This window comes from Mesorhizobium sp. Arg314, from assembly GCF_053714275.1.
In genome coordinates this window covers 176956-195945 of sequence record NZ_JBSKBP010000013.1, presented here as the reverse complement: position 1 = coordinate 195945, position 18990 = coordinate 176956, and the positions used below count along the sequence as shown (strand labels likewise).

Below are 18990 nucleotides of genomic sequence, written 5' to 3'. Positions count from 1 at the left end.
ATCATCATCTCCGGTGGTCGTGCGCTTGGCTCCTCGGAGAAGTTCCAGGAAGTCATCCTGCCGGTCGCCGACAAGCTGGGTGCTGCGGTAGGCGCCTCTCGCGCCGCGGTCGACGCCGGCTACGCGCCGAACGACTGGCAGGTCGGCCAGACCGGCAAGGTGGTCGCGCCCGACCTCTATATCGCCGTCGGCATCTCCGGCGCCATCCAGCACCTGGCCGGCATGAAGGATTCGAAGGTCATCGTCGCCATCAACAAGGACGAGGAAGCGCCGATCTTCCAGGTTGCCGACTACGGCCTGGTCGGCGATCTCTTCGTCATCCTGCCGGAGCTGCAAAAGGCGCTTTGACGCCGCCGGTTCTGGCATATTAAAATCCAAAGGGTGGGGTAGACGAAGTCGCCCCGCCCTTTTAGTTTGCACTGCACAAAAAGCGGGCCATCAAGGCTCGAAAGCTATCCGGCGGTTTTGCATCCGGATTGCGGGAAATAAACAAACAGGAGCACTTTCCCGCTTTAAAGAAGCGGAAATGCTCCAGACGGGATCGGGGTAATGAGCAAGATCGAGACGATCGGCATTGTCGGCGCAGGTCAGATGGGCGGCGGTATTGCCCATGTCTCGGCGTTGGGCGGTTACAAGGTCCTGATCCACGACGTGTCGCCCGATCGGATCGAGAAGGGCATCGCCACCATCAGCGGCAACATGGCCCGCCAGGTGGGCTCCGGCAAGCTTGAGGAAAAGGCGCGCAACGAAGCGATGGCGCGCATCTCCGCCGCTCCGGCCATGGCCGATCTCGCCGCCGCCGACCTGGTGATCGAAGCGGCCACCGAGGACGAGACGGTCAAGCGCAAGATCTATGCGCAGCTTTGCCCGCAGCTCAATCCGGAAGCGATCCTGGCAACCAACACTTCGTCGATTTCGATCACCCGGCTCGCAGCCCAGACCGACCGTCCGGAACGCTTCATCGGCATACATTTCATGAACCCGGTGCCGGTGATGAAGCTGGTCGAACTGGTGCGCGGCATCGCCACAGAGGACCAGACCTTCGAGGCGGCCAAGAGCTATGTGAAGCATCTCGACAAGACGATCACCGTCTCGGAGGACTTTCCGGCCTTCATCGTCAACCGCATCCTGCTGCCGATGATCAACGAGGCGATCTACACGCTCTACGAAGGCGTCGGCACGGTCGATGCCATCGACACCGCCATGCGGCTCGGCGCCAACCATCCGATGGGACCGCTGCAGCTCGCCGACTTCATCGGCCTCGACACCTGCCTGTCGATCATGCAGGTGCTGCATGAGGGCCTGTCGGATTCGAAATACCGCCCCTGCCCGCTGCTGGTGAAATATGTCGAAGCCGGCTGGCTCGGCCGCAAGACCGGCCGCGGCTTCTACGACTATCGCGGCGACCATCCGGTGCCGACGCGCTGATCCTCCCTGGCTGAACGCCTACGACGCCGCGGCGAGCGGCAGAGGCGTCGCACTGCCTTTCGAAACTTCGTCGAGCGAAACTTCGCCGGGCGCGGCGGAAACGCAGCCTCGGCCCGCCGCCTTGGCGGCATAGCAGGCGGCGTCCGCGCGGGCGATGATCTCGTCCACTTCGCCGCAACCGGCGCGGATCGGCGCAAGCCCGATGCTGGCGCCGATCGAATGCGGGCGCCCGTCCCAGCTGAAATTGAGATTGCGGATGGCATCGATGATCGAGCGCGCCGCGATCGGCCCGCGCGCCGCGGCGCCCGATTTGAGGATAACGGCGAACTCGTCGCCGCCGAGCCGCGCGACGATGTCTTCCGGACCGAGCACATTGCGCAGGCTATCGGCCACCTGCTTGAGCAGCGCATCGCCCGCGGCATGGCCGCCGGTGTCGTTGACCGCCTTGAAGTGGTCGAGGTCGACGAACATGAACTGATGCTCGCCGCCATTGAGGCGGCATTGGTCGACTAGGTCCTCCATGATGCGGATGAAGCTCGAGCGGTTGGCGAGCCCGGTCAGCGCATCATGGGCGGCGGCGTAGGCCAGTTGGCGCTGCAGGGCGCGCGCGTCGGTGAAATCCTGGAAGACGATGACCAGGCCGCAGAACTCGTCGCGGTCGTTCATGATCGGCGACACCACCTGGCGGATGCTGCAGCGCGTATCGTCGCGCCGGACGAGGACCGCGCGGGTGTTTTGGTCGCAATGCGGCCGCTCGCTCGCCGAAGGGCGCGTCAAGCCGATTCTCTGTCCACTTTCCTCGTCGACCGCCCAGTAGACATGGCCGAGCACCTTTCCCATAGCCTCACCGACTTCAATACCGGTAAGCTTTTCCGCGACCGGATTCATGAAGGTGACGCGGTTGGCGGCGTCGGTGCAGATCACCGCGTCGCCGATCGACTGCAACGTCACCCTGAGACGCTCCTTTTCGTCGGCCAGCATTGCCGCCGAAACCATCAGCCGCGCCTCTGCCTCCTTGCGCTCGGTGATATCGGTCAGGCTGCCGATGGCCCGGATCAGCCGGCCCTCCGCGTCACGCTCGATCGTCTTGCCGCGGTCGAGGATCCAGACCCAGTGACCGTCCTTGTGCCGCATCCGGAACTCGGCCTCGAAAAAGGGCGTCTCGCCGGCAAGATGCGCGCGATCCGCCTCGGCGACGCGTCCCTGATCGTCGGGATGGATCATGGTCAGCCAGCGGTCGGGGTCGCCGTCGAGCTCGCCATCGGCATAGCCCAGTATTTTCACCCAGGTTTCGGAATAGGCCGTGCCGCCCTTGCGCATATCGAGGCTCCAGACGCCCTGCCCGGCGCTGGCGAGCGCGAAATTCCACCGGGTCTCGGCCTCGGCGATGCGCGCCTCGGCCTGCTTGCGAGCATCGATGTCCTCGATCTGCGACACCAGATAAAGCGGCTTGCCGGTATCCTCGTCGCGGATGACCGAGCCAGCGAGCTGTGCCCAGACCGGGGTCCCGTCTTTCCTGAGATAGCGCTTTTCGAAATGGTAGGAACTGATCCTGCCTTCCCCTACGCTCTGCATCGTCTCACGGCCGATCAGCAGATCGTCCGGATGCGTGATCTGCGGGAAAGTCAGTGCCTCGATCTCGCCGCGGCTGTAGCCCAGCATGGCGGCGAAGGAAGGGTTGGCTTGCTGGATGCGCCCGTCGAGCCCGACTATGGCGACGCCGATCGCCGAATCCTCCATGGCGCGGCGGAAGCGCTGCTCGCTCTCGGCGATCTGCCGGCGGTCGTCGACGATGCGGTGAATGAACAGCGCCGACAAAAACAGCGTCGCGGCCGTGATGGCGACGGATATCTGTAGGCAGAGCTTCAGCGCGTCGGCACCAAACTCAAGTCGCGGCAGCAGGATCGATACGACGGCGGCAACCAGGCCGACCACCAGCAGACCCTGCGCAGCGTGCCTGTCGGCACGAAGCCCTTTCCAGTTCAACCACGCCACGATGCGATCCCACCCAATACGCACTGCACGTTGCCACAACCCTGGCGGAACGTTGCCACAACCCTGGCGGATCGATTTTAAGGAATGCTTGCATGGACGGCAGCGATCAGTCCGCTAACCGGCAAACAATTGCCGGCATGATTAAGGGACTGTTGCGAAAATCGCTCCGGTGGCTACCAGCGCACGAAAAGCCGCCCGCCGATGGCCCCGAGCAGCGTGAGGAAGGCGATCGCGATCGTATACCAGGTGGCGACGAAGAGCGGCGAATCGTCGAAGCAATGCGCGGCATAGAAGGTTGCCGCAAGCCCACCCGCAAGCAGGCCGGCGACCGCGCCGGCAAACACCGGCCGCGTCGGCGCGCCGTAACGCAGCATGCCGAGGAAGATCGCCAGCGGGCCGATGCCGATCAGCGGGATGAAGCTCATGCAGATCATCATGTTCGAGCCGACGAGCCGCGTGCCCCAATCGGCCTCGGGCACGACAAATAGCTCCAGCACGACCGCCAGCACGACCAGCGCGGGCGCCGCGACCATCCAGGCCATCACCCGCCTGGTCGAAGCACCCGGCATCGACAGCGCGCGGATCAGCGCGAAGGCGCTGGCCGCAAGCACCAGCGTGAACACGAATTTCGACATGAAGCGCATCGTGTGCATGGCCGGCATGATGTCGGGACGCGGTCCGATGGTCGCAAAGAAAACCGCTGCCGCGATCGCCACGGCCACGCCGACGGCCAGCCACCAGGCCCGGCCAAGCGGCATCGCCTTGTCGCGGGCATCGGCGTCGAGCGCCTTGATGAGATCCTCGGTCCTCATGTCACTGTCGTCCGAATCGCTCCTGTCCGAATCGCTTGGCGATCGCGGCGAGGCCGCGGTGCAGCGACACGCGCACCGCCGTCTCGCTGATGCCGAGCTTGGTGGCCGTCTCGCCGATCGAATGGCCATCGACCGAGATTGAGGAGACCACCGAGCGCTGCGCCGGCGGCAGGCCGTCGAGCGCCCGATTGATGTCGCGATCGCTGACCGTTTCCGCCTCCGGCTCGGCGAAGGTCTCGGCGATCTCGCCGATCTCAACCTCGATGCGCCGCCCGCGCCGGCGAAACGCGTCGATCAGCTTGAAGCGGGCAATCGCATAGACCCAGGGCAATACCGGCGCGTCCGGCCGCCAGGTGTGACGTTTCACATGAATGGCCAGCAAGGTTTCCTGCACGACATCCTCGGGGTCGACCCCGCCCTGAACGATCTTGCGCCGGACAAAGCCGCGAACGAGGGCGGCTATCCGGTGCAGAAAGTCGGCATAAGCCCTTTCGTCTCCCGCGATCGCGGCCTTGAGCAGCCGGGAGAACTCTGCCTCGTCCTTGCCGGTCACAAGAGTTTACCCCCGATGTTCGCGTCTCGGCCCTGGTTTGTTACGTGGCCGGCGAAATAATGTCCAAACCAAACTACCGCAAAATCACGAAAGTTTGCGGCACGGCGACCGATTGAAGCAGGGTCACAATGTTGACTATGATAGTCATGTATTGCTAGGTGACAGCTGTGCCCAAGCCCCTGTCTCCAGATTTGAGGACGATGCCCATGAAGATTGCCCTTTCCACGCTCGCCGGCGCCGCGCTGGCGCTCGGCCTGATCGCCGGCCCGGCCATGGCCGCGGATCAAGGCATCGTTGTCTACAATGCCCAGCATGAGAGCCTCGCCAAGGAATGGGCGAAGGGGTTCACCAAGGAAACCGGCATCAGGGTCACGCTGCGCAATGGCGGCGACAGCGACTTCTCCAACCAGATCGTGGCAGAGGGCGCGGCCTCGCCGGCCGACGTGTTCCTGACCGAGAACTCGCCGGCCATGGCGCTGGTCGAGGCGGCGGGCCTGTTCGCCCCGGTCGACGCCGATACGCTGGCCCAGGTTCCGCAGGAATACCAGCCGTCGAGCGGCAAGTGGGTCGGCGTCGCCGCCCGCAGCACCGTCTTTGCCTACAACAAGGACAAGCTTAAGGAAGACCAGTTGCCCAAGTCGCTGCTCGATCTTGCCGATCCGAGCTGGAAGGGCCGCTGGGCCGCCTCGCCCGCCGGTGCCGATTTCCAGGCCATCGTCAGCGCCCTGCTGCAGCTCAAGGGCGAAGCCGCGACCGTCAACTGGCTGAAAGGCATGAAGGAGAACTTCGCCGCCTACAAGGGCAACAGCACGGTGATGAAGGCGGTCAATGCCGGCGAGATCGATGGCGGCGTGATCTACCACTATTACTATGTCGGCGATCAGGCCAAGACCGGCGAGAACAGCAAGAATATCGGGCAGCACTATTTCAAGAACCAGGATCCGGGCGCTTTCATATCCGTTTCCGGTGGCGGCGTGCTGGCCTCGAGCAAGCACCCGAAGGAAGCCCAGGCCTTCCTGAAGTGGGTCACCGGCAAGGCGGGCCAGGAGGTGCTCAAGACCGGAACTTCGTATGAGTATGCGGTCGGCAAGGGCGATGACTCCAATCCGAAGCTGGTGCCGCTGGCCGACCTTCAGGCGCCGAAGGTCGACCCGGCGACGCTGAATTCCAAGAAGGTCATCGACCTGATGACGCAAGCCGGCTTGCTTTAGTTCGCGTTCGTCCTAAAAGGGCAAACGACCGTGCTCCCGCGGGAATTCGCTTCCGTGGGAGCGCTTTTGTTTTGGAGATGGCCTCGTCGATGACGATCATCTGCGTTTGCGGCCGCGTCCGCGGTTCATCACGTCGCTTCCAGGCGGCCTATTCCGGCTGATGGCGTCCGCGATCCACCTCACGCGTCCTGGGCTGCCGGCGGCCGGGATGAAGAAGCGCCGGTCCACGTCGTGGATCACGCTCGCCGCGGCTCTGATCTCCCTGATCTCGCTGCTGCCGCTCGCCTTCATCGTCTGGATCGCGATCCAGACCGGCTGGGATACGGTTGTGGCGCTGATCATCCGCCCGCGCGTCGGCGAACTGCTGGTCAACACCGGACTCCTCGTCATCGTCACCGTGCCGATCGCCATCGCGCTATCAGTGGCGCTGGCCTGGTTGACCGAGCGCAGCGACCTGCCGGGCAATCGGCTGTGGTCGTGGCTGTCGGTCGCGCCGCTCGCCGTCCCCGCTTTCGTGCACAGCTATGCCTGGATCAGCTTTGTCCCTGGCCTGCACGGGCTCTGGGCCGGCGTGCTTGTCTCCGTCATCGCCTATTTCCCGTTCCTCTATCTGCCGATCGCCGCCGCGTTGCGCCGCCTCGACCCCGCACTGGAGGATGCCGCGGCGGCACTCGGTCTTGGCCCGTGGCGGGTTTTCGCGCGCGTCGTGCTGCCGCAGCTCAGGCTCGCCATCTGCGGCGGGTCGCTGCTGGTCGGCCTGCATCTGCTGGCCGAATACGGCCTCTATGTCTTTATCCGCTTCGACACTTTCACCACCGCGATCGTCGATCAATTCCAGTCGACCTTCAACGGCCCGGCCGCCAACATGCTGGGCGCCGTGCTTGTGGTCTGCTGCCTTTTCCTGCTCGCTCTGGAGGTGACGATACGCGGCGAGGAACGCTATGCGCGCGTCGGTTCCGGCGCCGCGCGCAAGCAGCAGCGCGCCCGGCTTGGCCGCGCCACGCTGCCCTGCCTGCTTTTGCCGGCGGGCGTCGCGCTGCTTTCGCTCGGTGTGCCATTCGTCACCATAGGCCGCTGGCTGCTCGCCGGCGGGACCGATGTCTGGCGTTGGGACGAGATCGGCCTGGCGCTCGGCCAGACGCTGTTCCTTGCTATCGCCGGCGCGGTGCTTGCAACAATTGCCGCCATGCCGATGGCCTGGATCTCGATCCGCGCGCCAGGACGGCTGCAGCGCGTGCTCGAGAGCTGCAATTACATCGTTGGCGCGTTGCCGGGCGTGGTCATCGCGCTGGCGCTGGTGACCATCACCGTGCGCGTCGCGCTGCCGCTCTACCAGACGCTGTTCACCATCCTGTTCGGTTACGCGCTGATGTTCCTGCCGCGCGCGCTCATAAGCCTGCGCGCCTCGATCGCGCAGGCGCCGGTGGAGCTGGAACGCGCCGCTTCCAGCCTCGGCCGTCCGCCGGTCAAGGCGCTGTGGTCGACGACCATCCGCCTGTCGGCGCCCGGTGCCGCCGCCGGCATGGCGATGGTGGCGCTCGGCATCACCAACGAGCTCACCGCCGCCCAGATGCTGGCGCCCAACGGCACCCGCACGCTGGCGATGGCCTTCTGGTCCTATAGCGGCGAGATCGACTACGCCTCCGCCGCCCCTTATGCGCTGATCATGGTGGCGATGTCCTTGCCGATGACCTGGTGGCTCTACGTCCAGTCGAAGCGGATGGCCGGGCGATGAGCTTTCTCGAACTCAGCGGCGTCGCGAAAAACTACGGCCCGGTGGCGGCGCTGGCCGGCGTCGACCTTGAGGTCGAAAGCGGCAGCCGCACCGCGATCGTCGGCCCTTCCGGCTGCGGCAAGACCACCTTGCTCAGGCTGATCGCCGGCTTCGAGGCGCCGGACCGCGGCCGCATCGCGCTCGACGGCAAGGTGCTCGCCAATGGCGGAGCCGCAGTGCCGGCACACCGCCGCGGCATCGGCGTGGTGGCCCAGGATGGCGCCCTGTTCCCGCATCTCAGCATCGCCGACAATATCGGTTTCGGCATCGCGCGGAATGCCGACAGACGAGCCGAGAATATCGTCGAACTCGCTTACATCGTCGGGCTGGACAAGGCGGTTCTGAAACGCCGGCCGCACGAGCTTTCCGGCGGCCAGCAGCAGCGCGTGGCGCTTGCCCGCGCCATGGCGATGAAGCCCAGGCTGATGCTGCTCGACGAGCCCTTCTCGGCCCTCGACACCGGGCTTCGCACGTCGATGCGCAAGGCCGTTGCCGAGCTTCTGGAAGAGGCGGGCATCACCACTATCCTGGTCACGCACGACCAGGCCGAGGCGCTGTCCTTCGCCAGCCAGGTGGCGGTGATGCGCGACGGCTTGTTCTCGCAGGTCGGCACGCCGCGCGAGCTCTATTTCCAACCCAGGGACAGGATGGTCGCCGAGTTCCTCGGCGACACCATCATAGTGCCGGCCCGGATCGCGGACGGCTTTGCCGAATCGCGGCTCGGCCGCATCGCCGTCGACACAGAGGAACGGCGCGATGTCGCGCGCATCATGCTGCGACCCGAGCAGGTCCTGCTCAAGCGGACCTCGCGCGAAGGCATGTCGGGCACACCGGACATGCTGTTCGGCGAAGTGACGGACTGCGAATTCGCAGGCTCGGTCTGCACCGTCGCGGTGCGCCTGCTCAACAGCCTTGATCCGCCCGATGCGGCTGCGATCGGCAACACGCCGCTCATCCTGCGCAGGACAGGCATGGACGCGCCGGCGATCGGCGAGATCGTGCGCCTCACCGTGACCGGCAAAGCGCATGTCTTTGCTTGATCTCCGTCTTGAGAATAATGTAGTTCTGCATTATTTTTGGCGCTCGGAGGCCACATCATGACGACTTTGACGGTTACAGCACGGGGCCAGGTCACGTTCCGGAAGGATGTGCTCAAGCACCTCGGCATCCGGCCCGGCGACAAGATCAGGCTTGATCTTCTGCCCGATGGGCGGGCGGAGCTGAAAGCCGACCAGGGCAAGGGCTCCTGGCAAGAGCTGAGCGGGATGCTCAAGGGTAAGACGAACGGCGCACGGCTTTCGATCGAGGAGATCAACGATGCGATCGCCGACGCCGGCGCTTCGGGCGGGATGCGCGGAATCGAGCGCAAGTGAAGATCAGCCTCGACTCGAACGTGCTGTTGCGCCTTATCGTCGGGGATGACCCAACGCAGCAACAGCAAGCGGTTGATGCCCTTGAGGGGGCCGAGTTGGTCGCGATCAGCGTTCAGGCGCTCTGCGAGTTTGTTTGGGTGCTGGATAGAAGTTACCGGGTCGCGCGGCCTGACATATCCGCCTCGATCCGCCGCATCCTCGACATGCGCAACGTCGTGGCCAACCGCCCAACGATCGAAGCGGGCCTGGCCGTGCTCGACGCCGGTGGAGATTTCGCCGATGGCGTGATCGCGTTCGACGGTCAGTGGCTCGGCGGCGAAACCTTCGTGTCTTTCGACAGGAAAGCGATAAAGCTGGTCGAAGGACAGGGAACGCCCACACTGCTGCTCGAGTGATCTACCGCACGCGCTGCCCCGTCGCTGGCGACCACAACGGCCATTGCTCCAGGAAATCGTGGCTGTGGATGACGACGCGCTGCCCATCGATCAGGATGATCGAATAGGCGGGCGGCGCCTGCTCGACCGCCTCGTCGCCGACCAGGTCGAGCATGAAACGGGCATGAAGCCCGCGCTGCACCGAGAACGGAATGCCGGCGACGGTGCCGGCGATGTCGCGGTGGACATGGCCGAAGAAGATGTAGCGGACATTGCCGTGGCGGGTCAGGAGATCGATGAGCCGCTGCGGCTGTTCGAGTCCGAGCGGGTCAAGCAGGGTGAGCCCGAGTTCGACCGGCGGATGGTGCAGGAAAACATAGGCCGCTTTGCCTGCCTCGGCGAGCCGTGCATCGAGCCAGCCAAGCCGGTTGTCGCACAACTCGCCGGTGACACGGCCTTCCGCCAGGCTGTCGAGAAAAACGAGCCTCCCTTCCGGCGTGTCGAAAACCGACTGCACGAAGCCGTTGCCGTCGGTGCCGTTTTCCGGGAAGGCGGCGATGAGGTTGGCGCGCCGGTCGTGGTTTCCAGGCAGCAGCCGGTAAGGCACGGTGAGCCGGTTGAGCGCCGATCTCAAATCGGCGTAACTCTCGGCTTCGCCGTCATCTGCGAGGTCGCCGGTGAAGATGCAAAGCGTGGCATCCCCGTGCCGCGCATTGATATGGTCTATGCAACGATCGAGCCGCTCATTCAGGTTCGCGCCATAACGTATCTGATGCCGACGATCGAGATGGACGTCGGTAACCTGGATGATCTTCATCTCACGAACCCTCGGTCGAATTTTGTAAAGTCAGCCGTGCAAGGATCGCCTTACAGCGCCGGCTCCGGCACCGAAGCCTTGAACACGTCGAGCCTGGCGCCGGTCTCCGAGGAGAAGAAGTGCAGGTCCGCCTCGGCGAACTGCAGGCCGACCGTGCTCCCTGGTTCGGGGTGGACGGTCTCCGACGTCACGATGGAGAACGGCGCGCCGTCGAGATCGACATAGATGACGCGGCCGGCACCCAACTCCTCGATGAGGTCGACAGTCGCCGCCAGCGCCCCGGGCGTGCCCGGCGCCACCACGCGCACCGCCTCCGGCCGAATGCCGACCGCCACTTTCGAACCCACGGCAAGGCCTGTGCGCGACACGTTGAGCTTGCGGCTGTCGCCGAGCAACGACAGCCCGTCGAGCGTAACGGTACCTTCGAGCATGTTCATGGCCGGCGCGCCGACGAAGGTCGCCACGAAGCGGCTTGCCGGCCGGCTGTAGACTTCCGCCGGCGTGCCGACCTGCTCGACGCGGCCGCCATTCATCACCACCAGCCGGTCGGCCAGCGTCATCGCCTCGACCTGATCATGCGTGACGAAGACCGAGGTGGCGCTGAGACGCCGGTGCAGCTTGCGGATCTCGGAGCGCATCTGGACGCGCAGCTTGGCGTCGAGATTGGAGAGCGGCTCGTCGAAGAGGAACACCTTGGGCTCGCGGATCATGGCGCGGCCCATCGCGACGCGCTGGCGCTGGCCGCCGGACAGCGCCATCGGCTTGCGGTCGAGCAGGTGTTCCAGTTCCAGGACGCGCGCCACCGCCTGGATGCGCTGGGTGCGCTCGGCCGAGGGAACGCCGGCCACCTTCAACGAATAGCCGATATTCTGCGAAACGCTCATATGCGGGTAGAGCGCGTAGTTCTGGAACACCATGGCGCAGCCGCGTTCGCGCGGCTCGAGCTTGTTGACCACGGTGTTGTCGATCGCGATCGTGCCGTCGGAAATCTCTTCCAGCCCCGCGATCATCCTGAGCAGCGTGGACTTGCCGCAGCCGGACGGCCCGAGGATGACGACGAATTCGCCCGAGGCGAAGTCGAGATCGACACCGTGCACGACCTGCGTCTTGGCGTAATTCTTCTTGACGCCGCGAATGGTGATGGAGGCCATTTCTTTGTCTCCTTATTTTTCGGTGGCGATCAGGCCGCGCACGAACCAGCGTTGCATCAGCACCACCACGATCAGCGGCGGCAGCATGACGATCAGCGTGCCGGCCATGGCGATATGCCATTCCGGCGCTCCGCCGACATTGGGGATGAGCTGCTTGAGCTCGGTCACCGCCGTGGCGTGGCTGGCGTCCGTGGTGATCAGCAGCGGCCAAAGATACTGGTTCCAGGCCCACAGGAACATGATGGTGCCGAGCGCCGCCATGTTGTTGCGCGACAGCGGCAACAGGATATCGATGAAGAAGCGCAGCGAGCCGGCGCCGTCCATGCGGGCGGCTTCGGTCAGCTCATCCGGCACAGTCAGGAAGAACTGCCGGTAGAGGAAGGTGCCGGTGGCGGTGGCGATCAGCGGCATGATCAGGCCGGTATAGGAATTGAGCAGCCCAAGGCTGAGCTGGACCTGCACGCCCGATATCTTCTCGATCAGCCAGCTGATGCCCGTCACGTCGAGGATAGCCTGGTAGGGCGACAGCACGTTGGCAACGACCGCATAGGTCGGCACGATGCGCACTTCGAGCGGCAGCATCAGCGTGATGAAGATCAGCCAGAAGATCAAGGTGCGGCCGGGATAGCGGAAATAGACGATCGAGAAGGCGGTCAGCGCCGAGATGATGACTTTGCCGGCGGCGACGCCGGCCGCCATGATGAAGCTGTTGAGCAGCTTCGGTCCGAGATCGGCGGTCGTCCACGCCGTCTTGATGTTGACCCAGAAGTCGCTGCCCGGCAGCAGCGACATCGGCACGTCGTTGACGTCCTTCAGATTGTGCGAGGCCGCGATCGCCACGATGGCGAACGGCGCCACGCAAAATACAAAGCCGACGAGCAGGATCAGATGCGTGAGGAAGTTGAGGATCGGAGTGCGCTCGACCATGGCCTCACCTGTAATGCACGCGCCGCTCGATGAAGCGGAACTGGAAGATGGTAAGCAGGACGATGAGCAGCATCAGGATGATGCTCTGCGCGGCGGCGCCGGAGTAATCCAAGCCCTTGAAGCCGTCGGAATAGATCTTGTAGACCATCAGATTGGTGGCGTTGGCCGGCCCGCCGGCGGTCATGATGTCGACGATGCCGAAGGAATCCTGGAAGCTCTCGGTGATGTTGATGACCAAGAGGAAGAAGATGGTCGGAGTGATCAGCGGGAATTGAATGTCCCAGAAACGCCGGATAACACCGGAGCCGTCCATGGCCGCCGCCTCGATCAGCGAGCGTGGGATGGCCTGGAAGGCGGCGAGGAAGAAGATGAAATTATAGCCGACATATTTCCAGGAGAAGGCGAGGATGATCGAAGCCATGGCATCGGTGCCGTTGAGGCCGGGGTCCCAGAAGCCCGGCCAGAACTGGTTGACGAAGGCCATGAAGCCGGCTTCGGGCGCCAGGATGAAACGAAAGGCCATCGCCAGCGCGGGTGCGGCGATGCCGTAAGGCCAGATCAGCACCACGCGATACAGCCATGAGCCGGCGAGCTGGCGGTCGGTCAGGGCGGCGAGCACAAGCGCGATGAACATCGCAAGGCCAGTGCTGATTCCGGCAAAGATCAGGCTGGCGGTGATCGAATTCCAATAGTCGGCGTTGGACAATATCGAGCGGAAATTGTCGAGCCCGACCCAGATGTTGCCGCCGCCCCATGGCTGCTGCAGCGTCAGCGACCAGTACACCGCCTGTCCGGCGGGCCAGTAGAAGAAGGTGAAGATGAGAAGGAGCTGCGGCACCGCGAACAGGATGCCGATCGTCCATTTGCCGAAAGTGACGCGTTTTTCCATCGATCCGCCGATGCCGTTGAACCGTCAGCCGCTTTCCCGACAACCCTAGATGTGAAATGGCCGCCCGTCGATTCTCGGCGGGCGGCCGTTCCACTATCCGGGATCAGGGCAGCGTCTTGTTCGGATAGGTCTGCTGGAAGCGCTCGAGGATGGCGTCGCCGTTCTTGACCAGCGCGTCGATGCCTTCCTGTACGCTGACCTTGTTGGCGAAGATCGCCTGCATCTGCGTGCCGAACTCGGCGCGGATCTGGGTGAAGTTGCCGAGGCGGATGCCGCGGGTGATCTCGGTCGGTTCCGAAGCGGTCAGGCTGGCGATCGCCACTTCACGCCCCTTGTAGGGCGCCTTGTCGTAGAAGCCGCTGGACTTCATGTATTCGAAGCCGGACTTCGTCACCGGAATGTAGCCGGTGTTGGTCGACCAGAACAAAGCGGTCTTGGGGTCGTGGATGAAGTTGAGGAAAGCGGCCGCGCCCTTGTATTCGGCGTCCGACTTGCCGGACAGCACCCACAGCGAAGCGCCGCCGACCAGCGAGTTCTTGCGCTCGGTGCCGGCATAGGCCGGCAGCTCGGCGACATCCCAGTTCATGCCTTCCTTCTGCGTCTTGCCGACCGTGCCGTGGTCGCCGACCGAGGTCATGATGACCTGGCAGGTGCCGGTGGCAAAGGCCTGCACCATATCCTGGCCGAGGTCCTTCGACTTGATCTTGATCAGGCCGGCGTCATACCACTTCTTCAAGTCGGTGACGTACTGGACGAACTTGGTCTTGTTCATTTCCAGACGGGCGTCGAGACCGTCATAACCATTGTTCTTGGTGGCGATCGGCTGGCCGTGAATGGCCGAGAACTGCTCCATGATCTGCCAGCTTTCGTTGGCCGAGATATTGATCGCCATCGGGCAATCATAGCCGGCGTCCTTGAGCGCCTTGAGGTCGGCGCCGACATCTTCCCAGGTCTTCGGCGCCTCGGTCTTGCCGATCTTGGCGAAGGCGTCCTTGTTCCAGTACATCAGCGCCGTCGAGGAATTGAACGGGAAGGACAGCATCTCGCCCTTCGACGTCGCGTAATAGCGCGCGATGCCGGGGAAATAGTCGCTGTAGTCGATCTTGTAGCCGTTCTCCTCCATCAGCTTGTCGGCGGGCTTGTAGGCGCCCGACAGCATCATGGTGGCGGTGCCCACGTCATAGACCTGGACGACGGTGGGCTGCTTGCCGGCACGGAAGGCGGCGATCGTGTTCTGCAGCGTGGCGTCGTAATTGCCCTGGCTGGTGCAGACGACTTCATAGTCCTTCTGGGAACCGTTGAAGTTCTTGCACAGCGTATCGACGACGCGGGCGAGATCGCCCGAAAGACCGAACCAGAAATCGAATTTGACCGGCTCTGCAAAAGCAGGAACCGCAAGCGCGGTGCTCAGCGCGCCGGCGGCAAGGGCGGCAAAGCCCCGCTTGATGATCGTCATGGTTTTTCCCTCTTGAGTGACAGTTGACAAGGGTTTTGCGCAAGTCCTTGCCCGCTCTCATAGAGAAGGTATGTGACAGTTCTGTTGTGACCACTGGACCGGTAAGCAGCCCCTGTGGACAGCCCGTCTCTCCTCCCTGGCAGCGGTCGCGCCGGCATGAAAACGTCACATCGGCGCTCTAGAGCATGATGCCGAAAAGTGTGAAGCGGTTTCCGGGCGACATCATGCTCTATCTCTTGGATTTAGAGACGGATTCAGATTTCAGGTCGATTCGACCTGAAATCATCCGGCTCTAGGAAGCTAGCGCGCCTCGAAGCGAAGAAAAGACCTTCCGTGATTAACCGGCTAACTGGATGAGAAGAGACATGCTGGTCCCGCAGCTCACGCACGTGCCTGTCACCGCCCGCAACGCGATGCGGGACGGGCCGCGCGACAGCGCCACCCATCTGCGCCACGCGGCCGCCATTCCCGCCCTCGGCGAGATCGAGATCGGCGGCAAGGCCTCGCGTGAGGGCGCCGGCGAGAGCTTGACCGTCATGGCCTGGAACGTCGAGCGGCTCCGTCATGTCGACGCCATCGTCGAAACGATCGCCGGCCAGGCGCCGGACGTTGTGCTTTTGTCCGAGGTCGACAAGGGCATGGCGCGCTCCGGCAACGGCCATCTGTTGAGCCGGCTTGCCGATCGTCTAGGCCACTCCTTCGCCTATGGCGTCGAGTTCCTCGAACTCGGCACCGGCAACGAGACGGAGCAGGCGGCCAATGGCGGCGCCGAAAACACCGAGGGCTTCCACGGAAATGCCATAACCAGCGCCGTTCCGCTGCTGCGGCCTTTTCTCATTCGCCTGGATGCGGCCGGCGCCTGGTTCCTGCCGCAGCACGGCCAGCCGCGCATCGGCGGCCGCATGGCGCTCGGCGGCCAGGTGATGGTCGGCGACCGCCGGGTCACGGTCGTTTCGGTGCATCTCGAAAACCGCACAGACCCGGCCGGCCGTGCCGACCAGACACGCCACCTGCTCGACGCCATCGACAGATATGACGCGGAAGCGCCGGTCCTGATCGGTGGCGACTTCAACACGCTGACCGCCACTTATCCGGAACGCAATGACGATCCTGCGGCGTGGCTAAAGCGCATTGTCGCCGAACCGGACCGGCTGATGCGCCCCGACCGGCACGAGCCGCTCTTCGCGATCATGGCCGGGCGAGGTTACGACTGGCGCGACGCCAACGCGTTCGACAAGCCGACGCAGCGGCGCGCGGCCGGCGACGTCACGCCCGCCGGCCATATCGACTGGTTCTTCACACGGGGCCTTGCGGCAAGCGCGCCGGCGACGCTGCCGGCGGTGTTGCCGGACGGCGGCCCGAGCGCCGACCACGAGGCGCTGGTGGTAACGGTGCGGGTGAAGTGACGGCCGTCCGGATCGACACAGTCCCAATTGATCCGGCCCAATTGATCCGGCCCAGTCGATACGGCCCAGTCGATACGGCCAAATCGATCCGGAAATCCATTCTGGCGCATAACCCCTCAGGAAATGCAACCTCGAAAGCACGCAGTGGTTGCGGGCGGCATAATCGATTCTTCAGCCGTCCGGCCCTAATCAATCACGTTGCCTTGATTGAATGCGGGTAGATCAGGTGAAGCACGATGCTGGCCGTCTATAATTGTATCGTGAACGAGCACGATCTGAGACTGGTCGCACTGGCCGCGCTCATTTGCGGAATCTCCTGTTTTTCGGCCGTCAATCTCCTTCGCCATGTCGTGCAATCGACCAGTCGAAACCGGCATGCCTGGTTGCTGATTGCTGCCGCGTCGACCGGATTTGGCATCTGGGCGACGCATTTCATCGCCATGATCGCCTTCACGCCGGGAATACCCAACGCCTACAACGCCGAGCTTTCGGTGGCTTCGCTGGCGATGTCCGTGATTGTGACCGCGGCCGGCATGTGGATCGCGACGATGCGCGGCGGCATCGACCACTATCTCGTCGGCGGCACAGTGCTCGGCATCGGCATTGCGGCGATGCACTATACCGGCATGGCGGCTTTCGAAGTCGAAGGCCGGATCGTCTGGAACCAATTGCTGGTCGCCGCCTCGCTGGTCTCGGGCACAACGCTTGCCGCGCTCTCCTTGCTCGTCGTGCTTCGCCGGCCGTCGACCCTGGCGACGGTCGTCGGCGCGGTCCTGCTGACGCTGGCGATCTGCACGCTGCATTTCATCGCCATGGCCGCCGTCTCGATCTATCCGGATTCCTCGATCGAGATCTCGAAATTCACGATCGCGCCGATGTCGCAGGCCTTCGCCGCCGCGGCGGCAAGCCTGGTCATCCTGGTGCTGTCGGCCACAGCGCTGTGGATCGACCTGCGCTTTCGCCGTCACAGGATCGAGGCCGAGCGCATGCACGGCCTCGCCAATGCCGCCGTCGAAGGCCTCATCGTCTGCGACGGCAACCGCATCGTCAGCGCCAATGACAGCATCGCGGCGCTGAGCGGCGTCGCCGCTGCCGCGCTGAACAAGATGACGCTCGGCGACCTGTTCGGCGAGCGGATTGCCTCTGCCATCGCCGCCGGCAACGGACAGGCGCAGGAAGCCGACCTCCGCGGCCAGGGCGACAGCCCTATTCCGGTGGAGCTTATCGCCAGAAGCATCGACTATTGCGGCAAGCCTCATCTGGTCGTTGCCGTTCGCGACATTCGCGAGCGCAGGAAGGCCGAGCAGGAGATCATGCGCCTGGCGCATTACGACCCGCTCACCGGGCTTGCCAACCGCCGCAGCTTCACCGGCCGGCTGGAAGCCGAGATCGCCGCGTCGGCCCCAGGAGGCAACGGTGCCGGCAAGGGCGGCCAGCTGGCGCTCATGCTTCTCGATCTCGACCGGTTCAAGGAAGTGAACGATTTCTTCGGCCACGCCGCCGGCGATGCCGTGCTGCAAAAGGTGGCCCATTGCGCCTCCAGCGTGCTGCGCCACGGCCAGATGCTGGCCCGGCTCGGCGGCGACGAATTCGCCATCGTCGCTCCCAACCTTCCCGATCCGCAGGCGGCCGGCCGCATCGCCGAAGCCGTGCTTTCCGCCCTGCGCGAGGAGAACCGGCTGTCGCCCGGCGGCATGGTGTCGGCCAGCATCGGTATCGCGCTCTACCCGCTCGATGCCGACGAACAGGCGGCGCTGGTCAGCCATGCCGACACCGCGCTCTATCGCGCCAAGGCCGAAGGCAAGGATACCTTCCGCTATTTCGAGGCCTCGATGGGCGCCGAGGCGCGCGACCGGCGCATCATGGAGCAGGACCTGCGCCAGGCGGTGGCGCGCGACGAGTTCCGGCTCGTCTACCAGCCGCAGAAGGAGATCAGCAGCGGCAGGATGGTCGGCTTCGAGGCTTTGCTCCGCTGGCAGCATCCCGAACGCGGAGACGTTCCGCCTTCGGTGTTCATCCCGGTTGCCGAGGACAGCGGTTCGATCGCCCAGATCGGCGAGTGGGTGCTGGCGACGGCCTGCAGGGAGGCGGCGAGTTGGAAGAACCCGCTGACGGTCGCCGTCAACGTCTCGGCGGTGCAGCTCCACAATCCCGATTTCAGCCGCAAGGTGCATGAGGTGCTGCTGCGCTCGGGCCTGGCGGCCGGCAGGCTCGAGCTCGAGATCACCGAAACGGCGCTGGTGAAGGACATGCCGCGGGCGTTGGCCACCTTGCGACAGATCAAGGCGCTCGGCGTGCGCGTGGCGATGGACGATTTCGGCACCGGCTATTCGTCGCTGTCCAACCTGCGCGCCTTCCCGTTCGACAAGATCAAGATCGATGGGTCCTTCATCAAATCGGTCGACCGCAACGGCCAGGTCGCGACCATCGTGCGCGCCGTGCTTGGTCTGGGACGCGGCCTCGGCCTGCCGGTTCTGGCCGAAGGCGTCGAGACGCTGGACGAGCTGCGCTTTCTCGATGCCGAGGATTGCGACATCGGCCAGGGATATTATCTCGGCAGGCCTGGCCCGATCGAGGCATTCGGCGAGCTGACCGGCGTTCCGGCGGCCGATGACGGCGGCGTCAAGAGCGGCGGCAGCATCCTGATGCTCGAGCCTGCCGCGGCCGCGCGCTCGGTCTGACCCAATTCCAGGAAAAGTGCATAGCGGTCAGGCTCGGCGACTTCGCCGCAGCCTTCCGTCCGGAATTGCGCAAAAACAAACTTACTGCATGTCGCCCAGAAGTGTACGCGGTTCTGGGACAACGACATGCATAAAAACAAGGA

General features: G+C 64.2%; 17 protein-coding genes. 9 read left to right on the top strand and 8 right to left on the bottom strand.

Annotated elements, in window-relative coordinates; genetic code table 11:
• Nucleotides 1–348 (top strand): electron transfer flavoprotein subunit alpha/FixB family protein (locus ACWGS9_RS16740; RefSeq protein ID WP_454506283.1); only part of this gene is annotated, 348 nt, incomplete at its 5' end.
• Between the two features lie 201 nt (nt 349–549).
• Entirely contained in the window at nt 550–1428 is an 879-nt protein-coding gene (locus ACWGS9_RS16735) for a 3-hydroxybutyryl-CoA dehydrogenase (protein ID WP_224527472.1), read from the top strand.
• 18 nt (nt 1429–1446) lie between these two features.
• Here the strand turns inward: ACWGS9_RS16735 and ACWGS9_RS16730 are convergent, their stop codons facing one another.
• The 3 genes from ACWGS9_RS16730 to ACWGS9_RS16720 form a co-directional block, all read right to left on the bottom strand.
• Complete coding sequence (locus tag ACWGS9_RS16730; protein WP_454506282.1) at nt 1447–3423, bottom strand: PAS domain S-box protein; 1977 nt, start codon at nt 3421–3423, stop codon at nt 1447–1449.
• A 173-nt stretch (nt 3424–3596) separates the two neighbouring features.
• On the bottom strand, nt 3597–4235 hold the full coding sequence (locus ACWGS9_RS16725) for an NrsF family protein (protein ID WP_454506281.1): 639 nt from the start codon (nt 4233–4235) through the stop codon (nt 3597–3599).
• A 1-nt stretch (nt 4236) separates the two neighbouring features.
• A complete protein-coding gene (locus tag ACWGS9_RS16720; RefSeq protein ID WP_454506280.1) occupies nt 4237–4788 on the bottom strand; it encodes a sigma-70 family RNA polymerase sigma factor in 552 nt (183 codons plus the stop codon).
• A gap of 206 nt (nt 4789–4994) precedes the next feature.
• Here ACWGS9_RS16720 and ACWGS9_RS16715 point away from each other — a divergent pair, with 206 nt between their 5' ends.
• The 5 genes from ACWGS9_RS16715 (at nt 4995) to ACWGS9_RS16695 (ending at nt 9541) form a co-directional block, all read left to right on the top strand.
• Entirely contained in the window at nt 4995–5999 is a 1005-nt protein-coding gene (locus ACWGS9_RS16715; protein WP_454506279.1) for an iron ABC transporter substrate-binding protein, read from the top strand.
• Between the two features lie 208 nt (nt 6000–6207).
• A complete protein-coding gene (locus ACWGS9_RS16710; protein ID WP_454506278.1) occupies nt 6208–7734 on the top strand; it encodes an ABC transporter permease in 1527 nt (508 codons plus the stop codon).
• Entirely contained in the window at nt 7731–8813 is a 1083-nt protein-coding gene (locus tag ACWGS9_RS16705) for an ABC transporter ATP-binding protein (RefSeq protein WP_454506277.1), read from the top strand. Before ACWGS9_RS16710 ends, ACWGS9_RS16705 begins: the two co-directional genes overlap by 4 nt.
• Before the next feature lie 57 nt (nt 8814–8870).
• Nucleotides 8871–9146 carry an AbrB/MazE/SpoVT family DNA-binding domain-containing protein gene (locus ACWGS9_RS16700; protein WP_454506276.1) on the top strand — a complete coding sequence of 92 codons (276 nt, stop codon included), beginning with the start codon at nt 8871–8873 and terminating at the stop codon, nt 9144–9146.
• Nucleotides 9143–9541, top strand: coding sequence for a type II toxin-antitoxin system VapC family toxin (locus ACWGS9_RS16695; RefSeq protein ID WP_454506275.1), 399 nt, complete (start codon nt 9143–9145; stop codon nt 9539–9541). The genes ACWGS9_RS16700 and ACWGS9_RS16695 overlap by 4 nt, the downstream gene beginning before the upstream one ends.
• A gap of 1 nt (nt 9542) precedes the next feature.
• Here ACWGS9_RS16695 and ACWGS9_RS16690 read toward each other — a convergent pair whose 3' ends face one another.
• From ACWGS9_RS16690 to ACWGS9_RS16670, 5 genes are all read right to left on the bottom strand, one after another.
• Complete coding sequence (locus tag ACWGS9_RS16690) at nt 9543–10337, bottom strand: phosphodiesterase (RefSeq protein ID WP_454506274.1); 795 nt, start codon at nt 10335–10337, stop codon at nt 9543–9545.
• A gap of 50 nt (nt 10338–10387) precedes the next feature.
• A complete protein-coding gene (gene ugpC / locus ACWGS9_RS16685) occupies nt 10388–11488 on the bottom strand; it encodes a sn-glycerol-3-phosphate ABC transporter ATP-binding protein UgpC (RefSeq protein ID WP_320216615.1) in 1101 nt (366 codons plus the stop codon).
• Between the two features lie 12 nt (nt 11489–11500).
• The gene (locus ACWGS9_RS16680) at nt 11501–12415 is read right to left on the bottom strand and encodes an ABC transporter permease subunit (protein ID WP_454506273.1); all 915 of its coding nucleotides are present in this window, start codon (nt 12413–12415) and stop codon (nt 11501–11503) included.
• Nucleotides 12416–12419: 4 nt separating this feature from the next.
• Nucleotides 12420–13304, bottom strand: coding sequence for a carbohydrate ABC transporter permease (locus ACWGS9_RS16675; RefSeq protein ID WP_454506272.1), 885 nt, complete (start codon nt 13302–13304; stop codon nt 12420–12422).
• 103 nt (nt 13305–13407) lie between these two features.
• A complete protein-coding gene (locus tag ACWGS9_RS16670) occupies nt 13408–14760 on the bottom strand; it encodes an extracellular solute-binding protein (RefSeq protein ID WP_454506271.1) in 1353 nt (450 codons plus the stop codon).
• A 365-nt stretch (nt 14761–15125) separates the two neighbouring features.
• On the opposite strand from ACWGS9_RS16670, the gene ACWGS9_RS16665 reads away from it, so the two are divergent.
• Complete coding sequence (locus ACWGS9_RS16665; RefSeq protein ID WP_454506270.1) at nt 15126–16166, top strand: endonuclease/exonuclease/phosphatase family protein; 1041 nt, start codon at nt 15126–15128, stop codon at nt 16164–16166.
• A 236-nt stretch (nt 16167–16402) separates the two neighbouring features.
• Nucleotides 16403–18847, top strand: coding sequence for a putative bifunctional diguanylate cyclase/phosphodiesterase (locus ACWGS9_RS16660; RefSeq protein ID WP_454506269.1), 2445 nt, complete (start codon nt 16403–16405; stop codon nt 18845–18847).
• Nucleotides 18848–18990 lie beyond the last annotated feature (143 nt).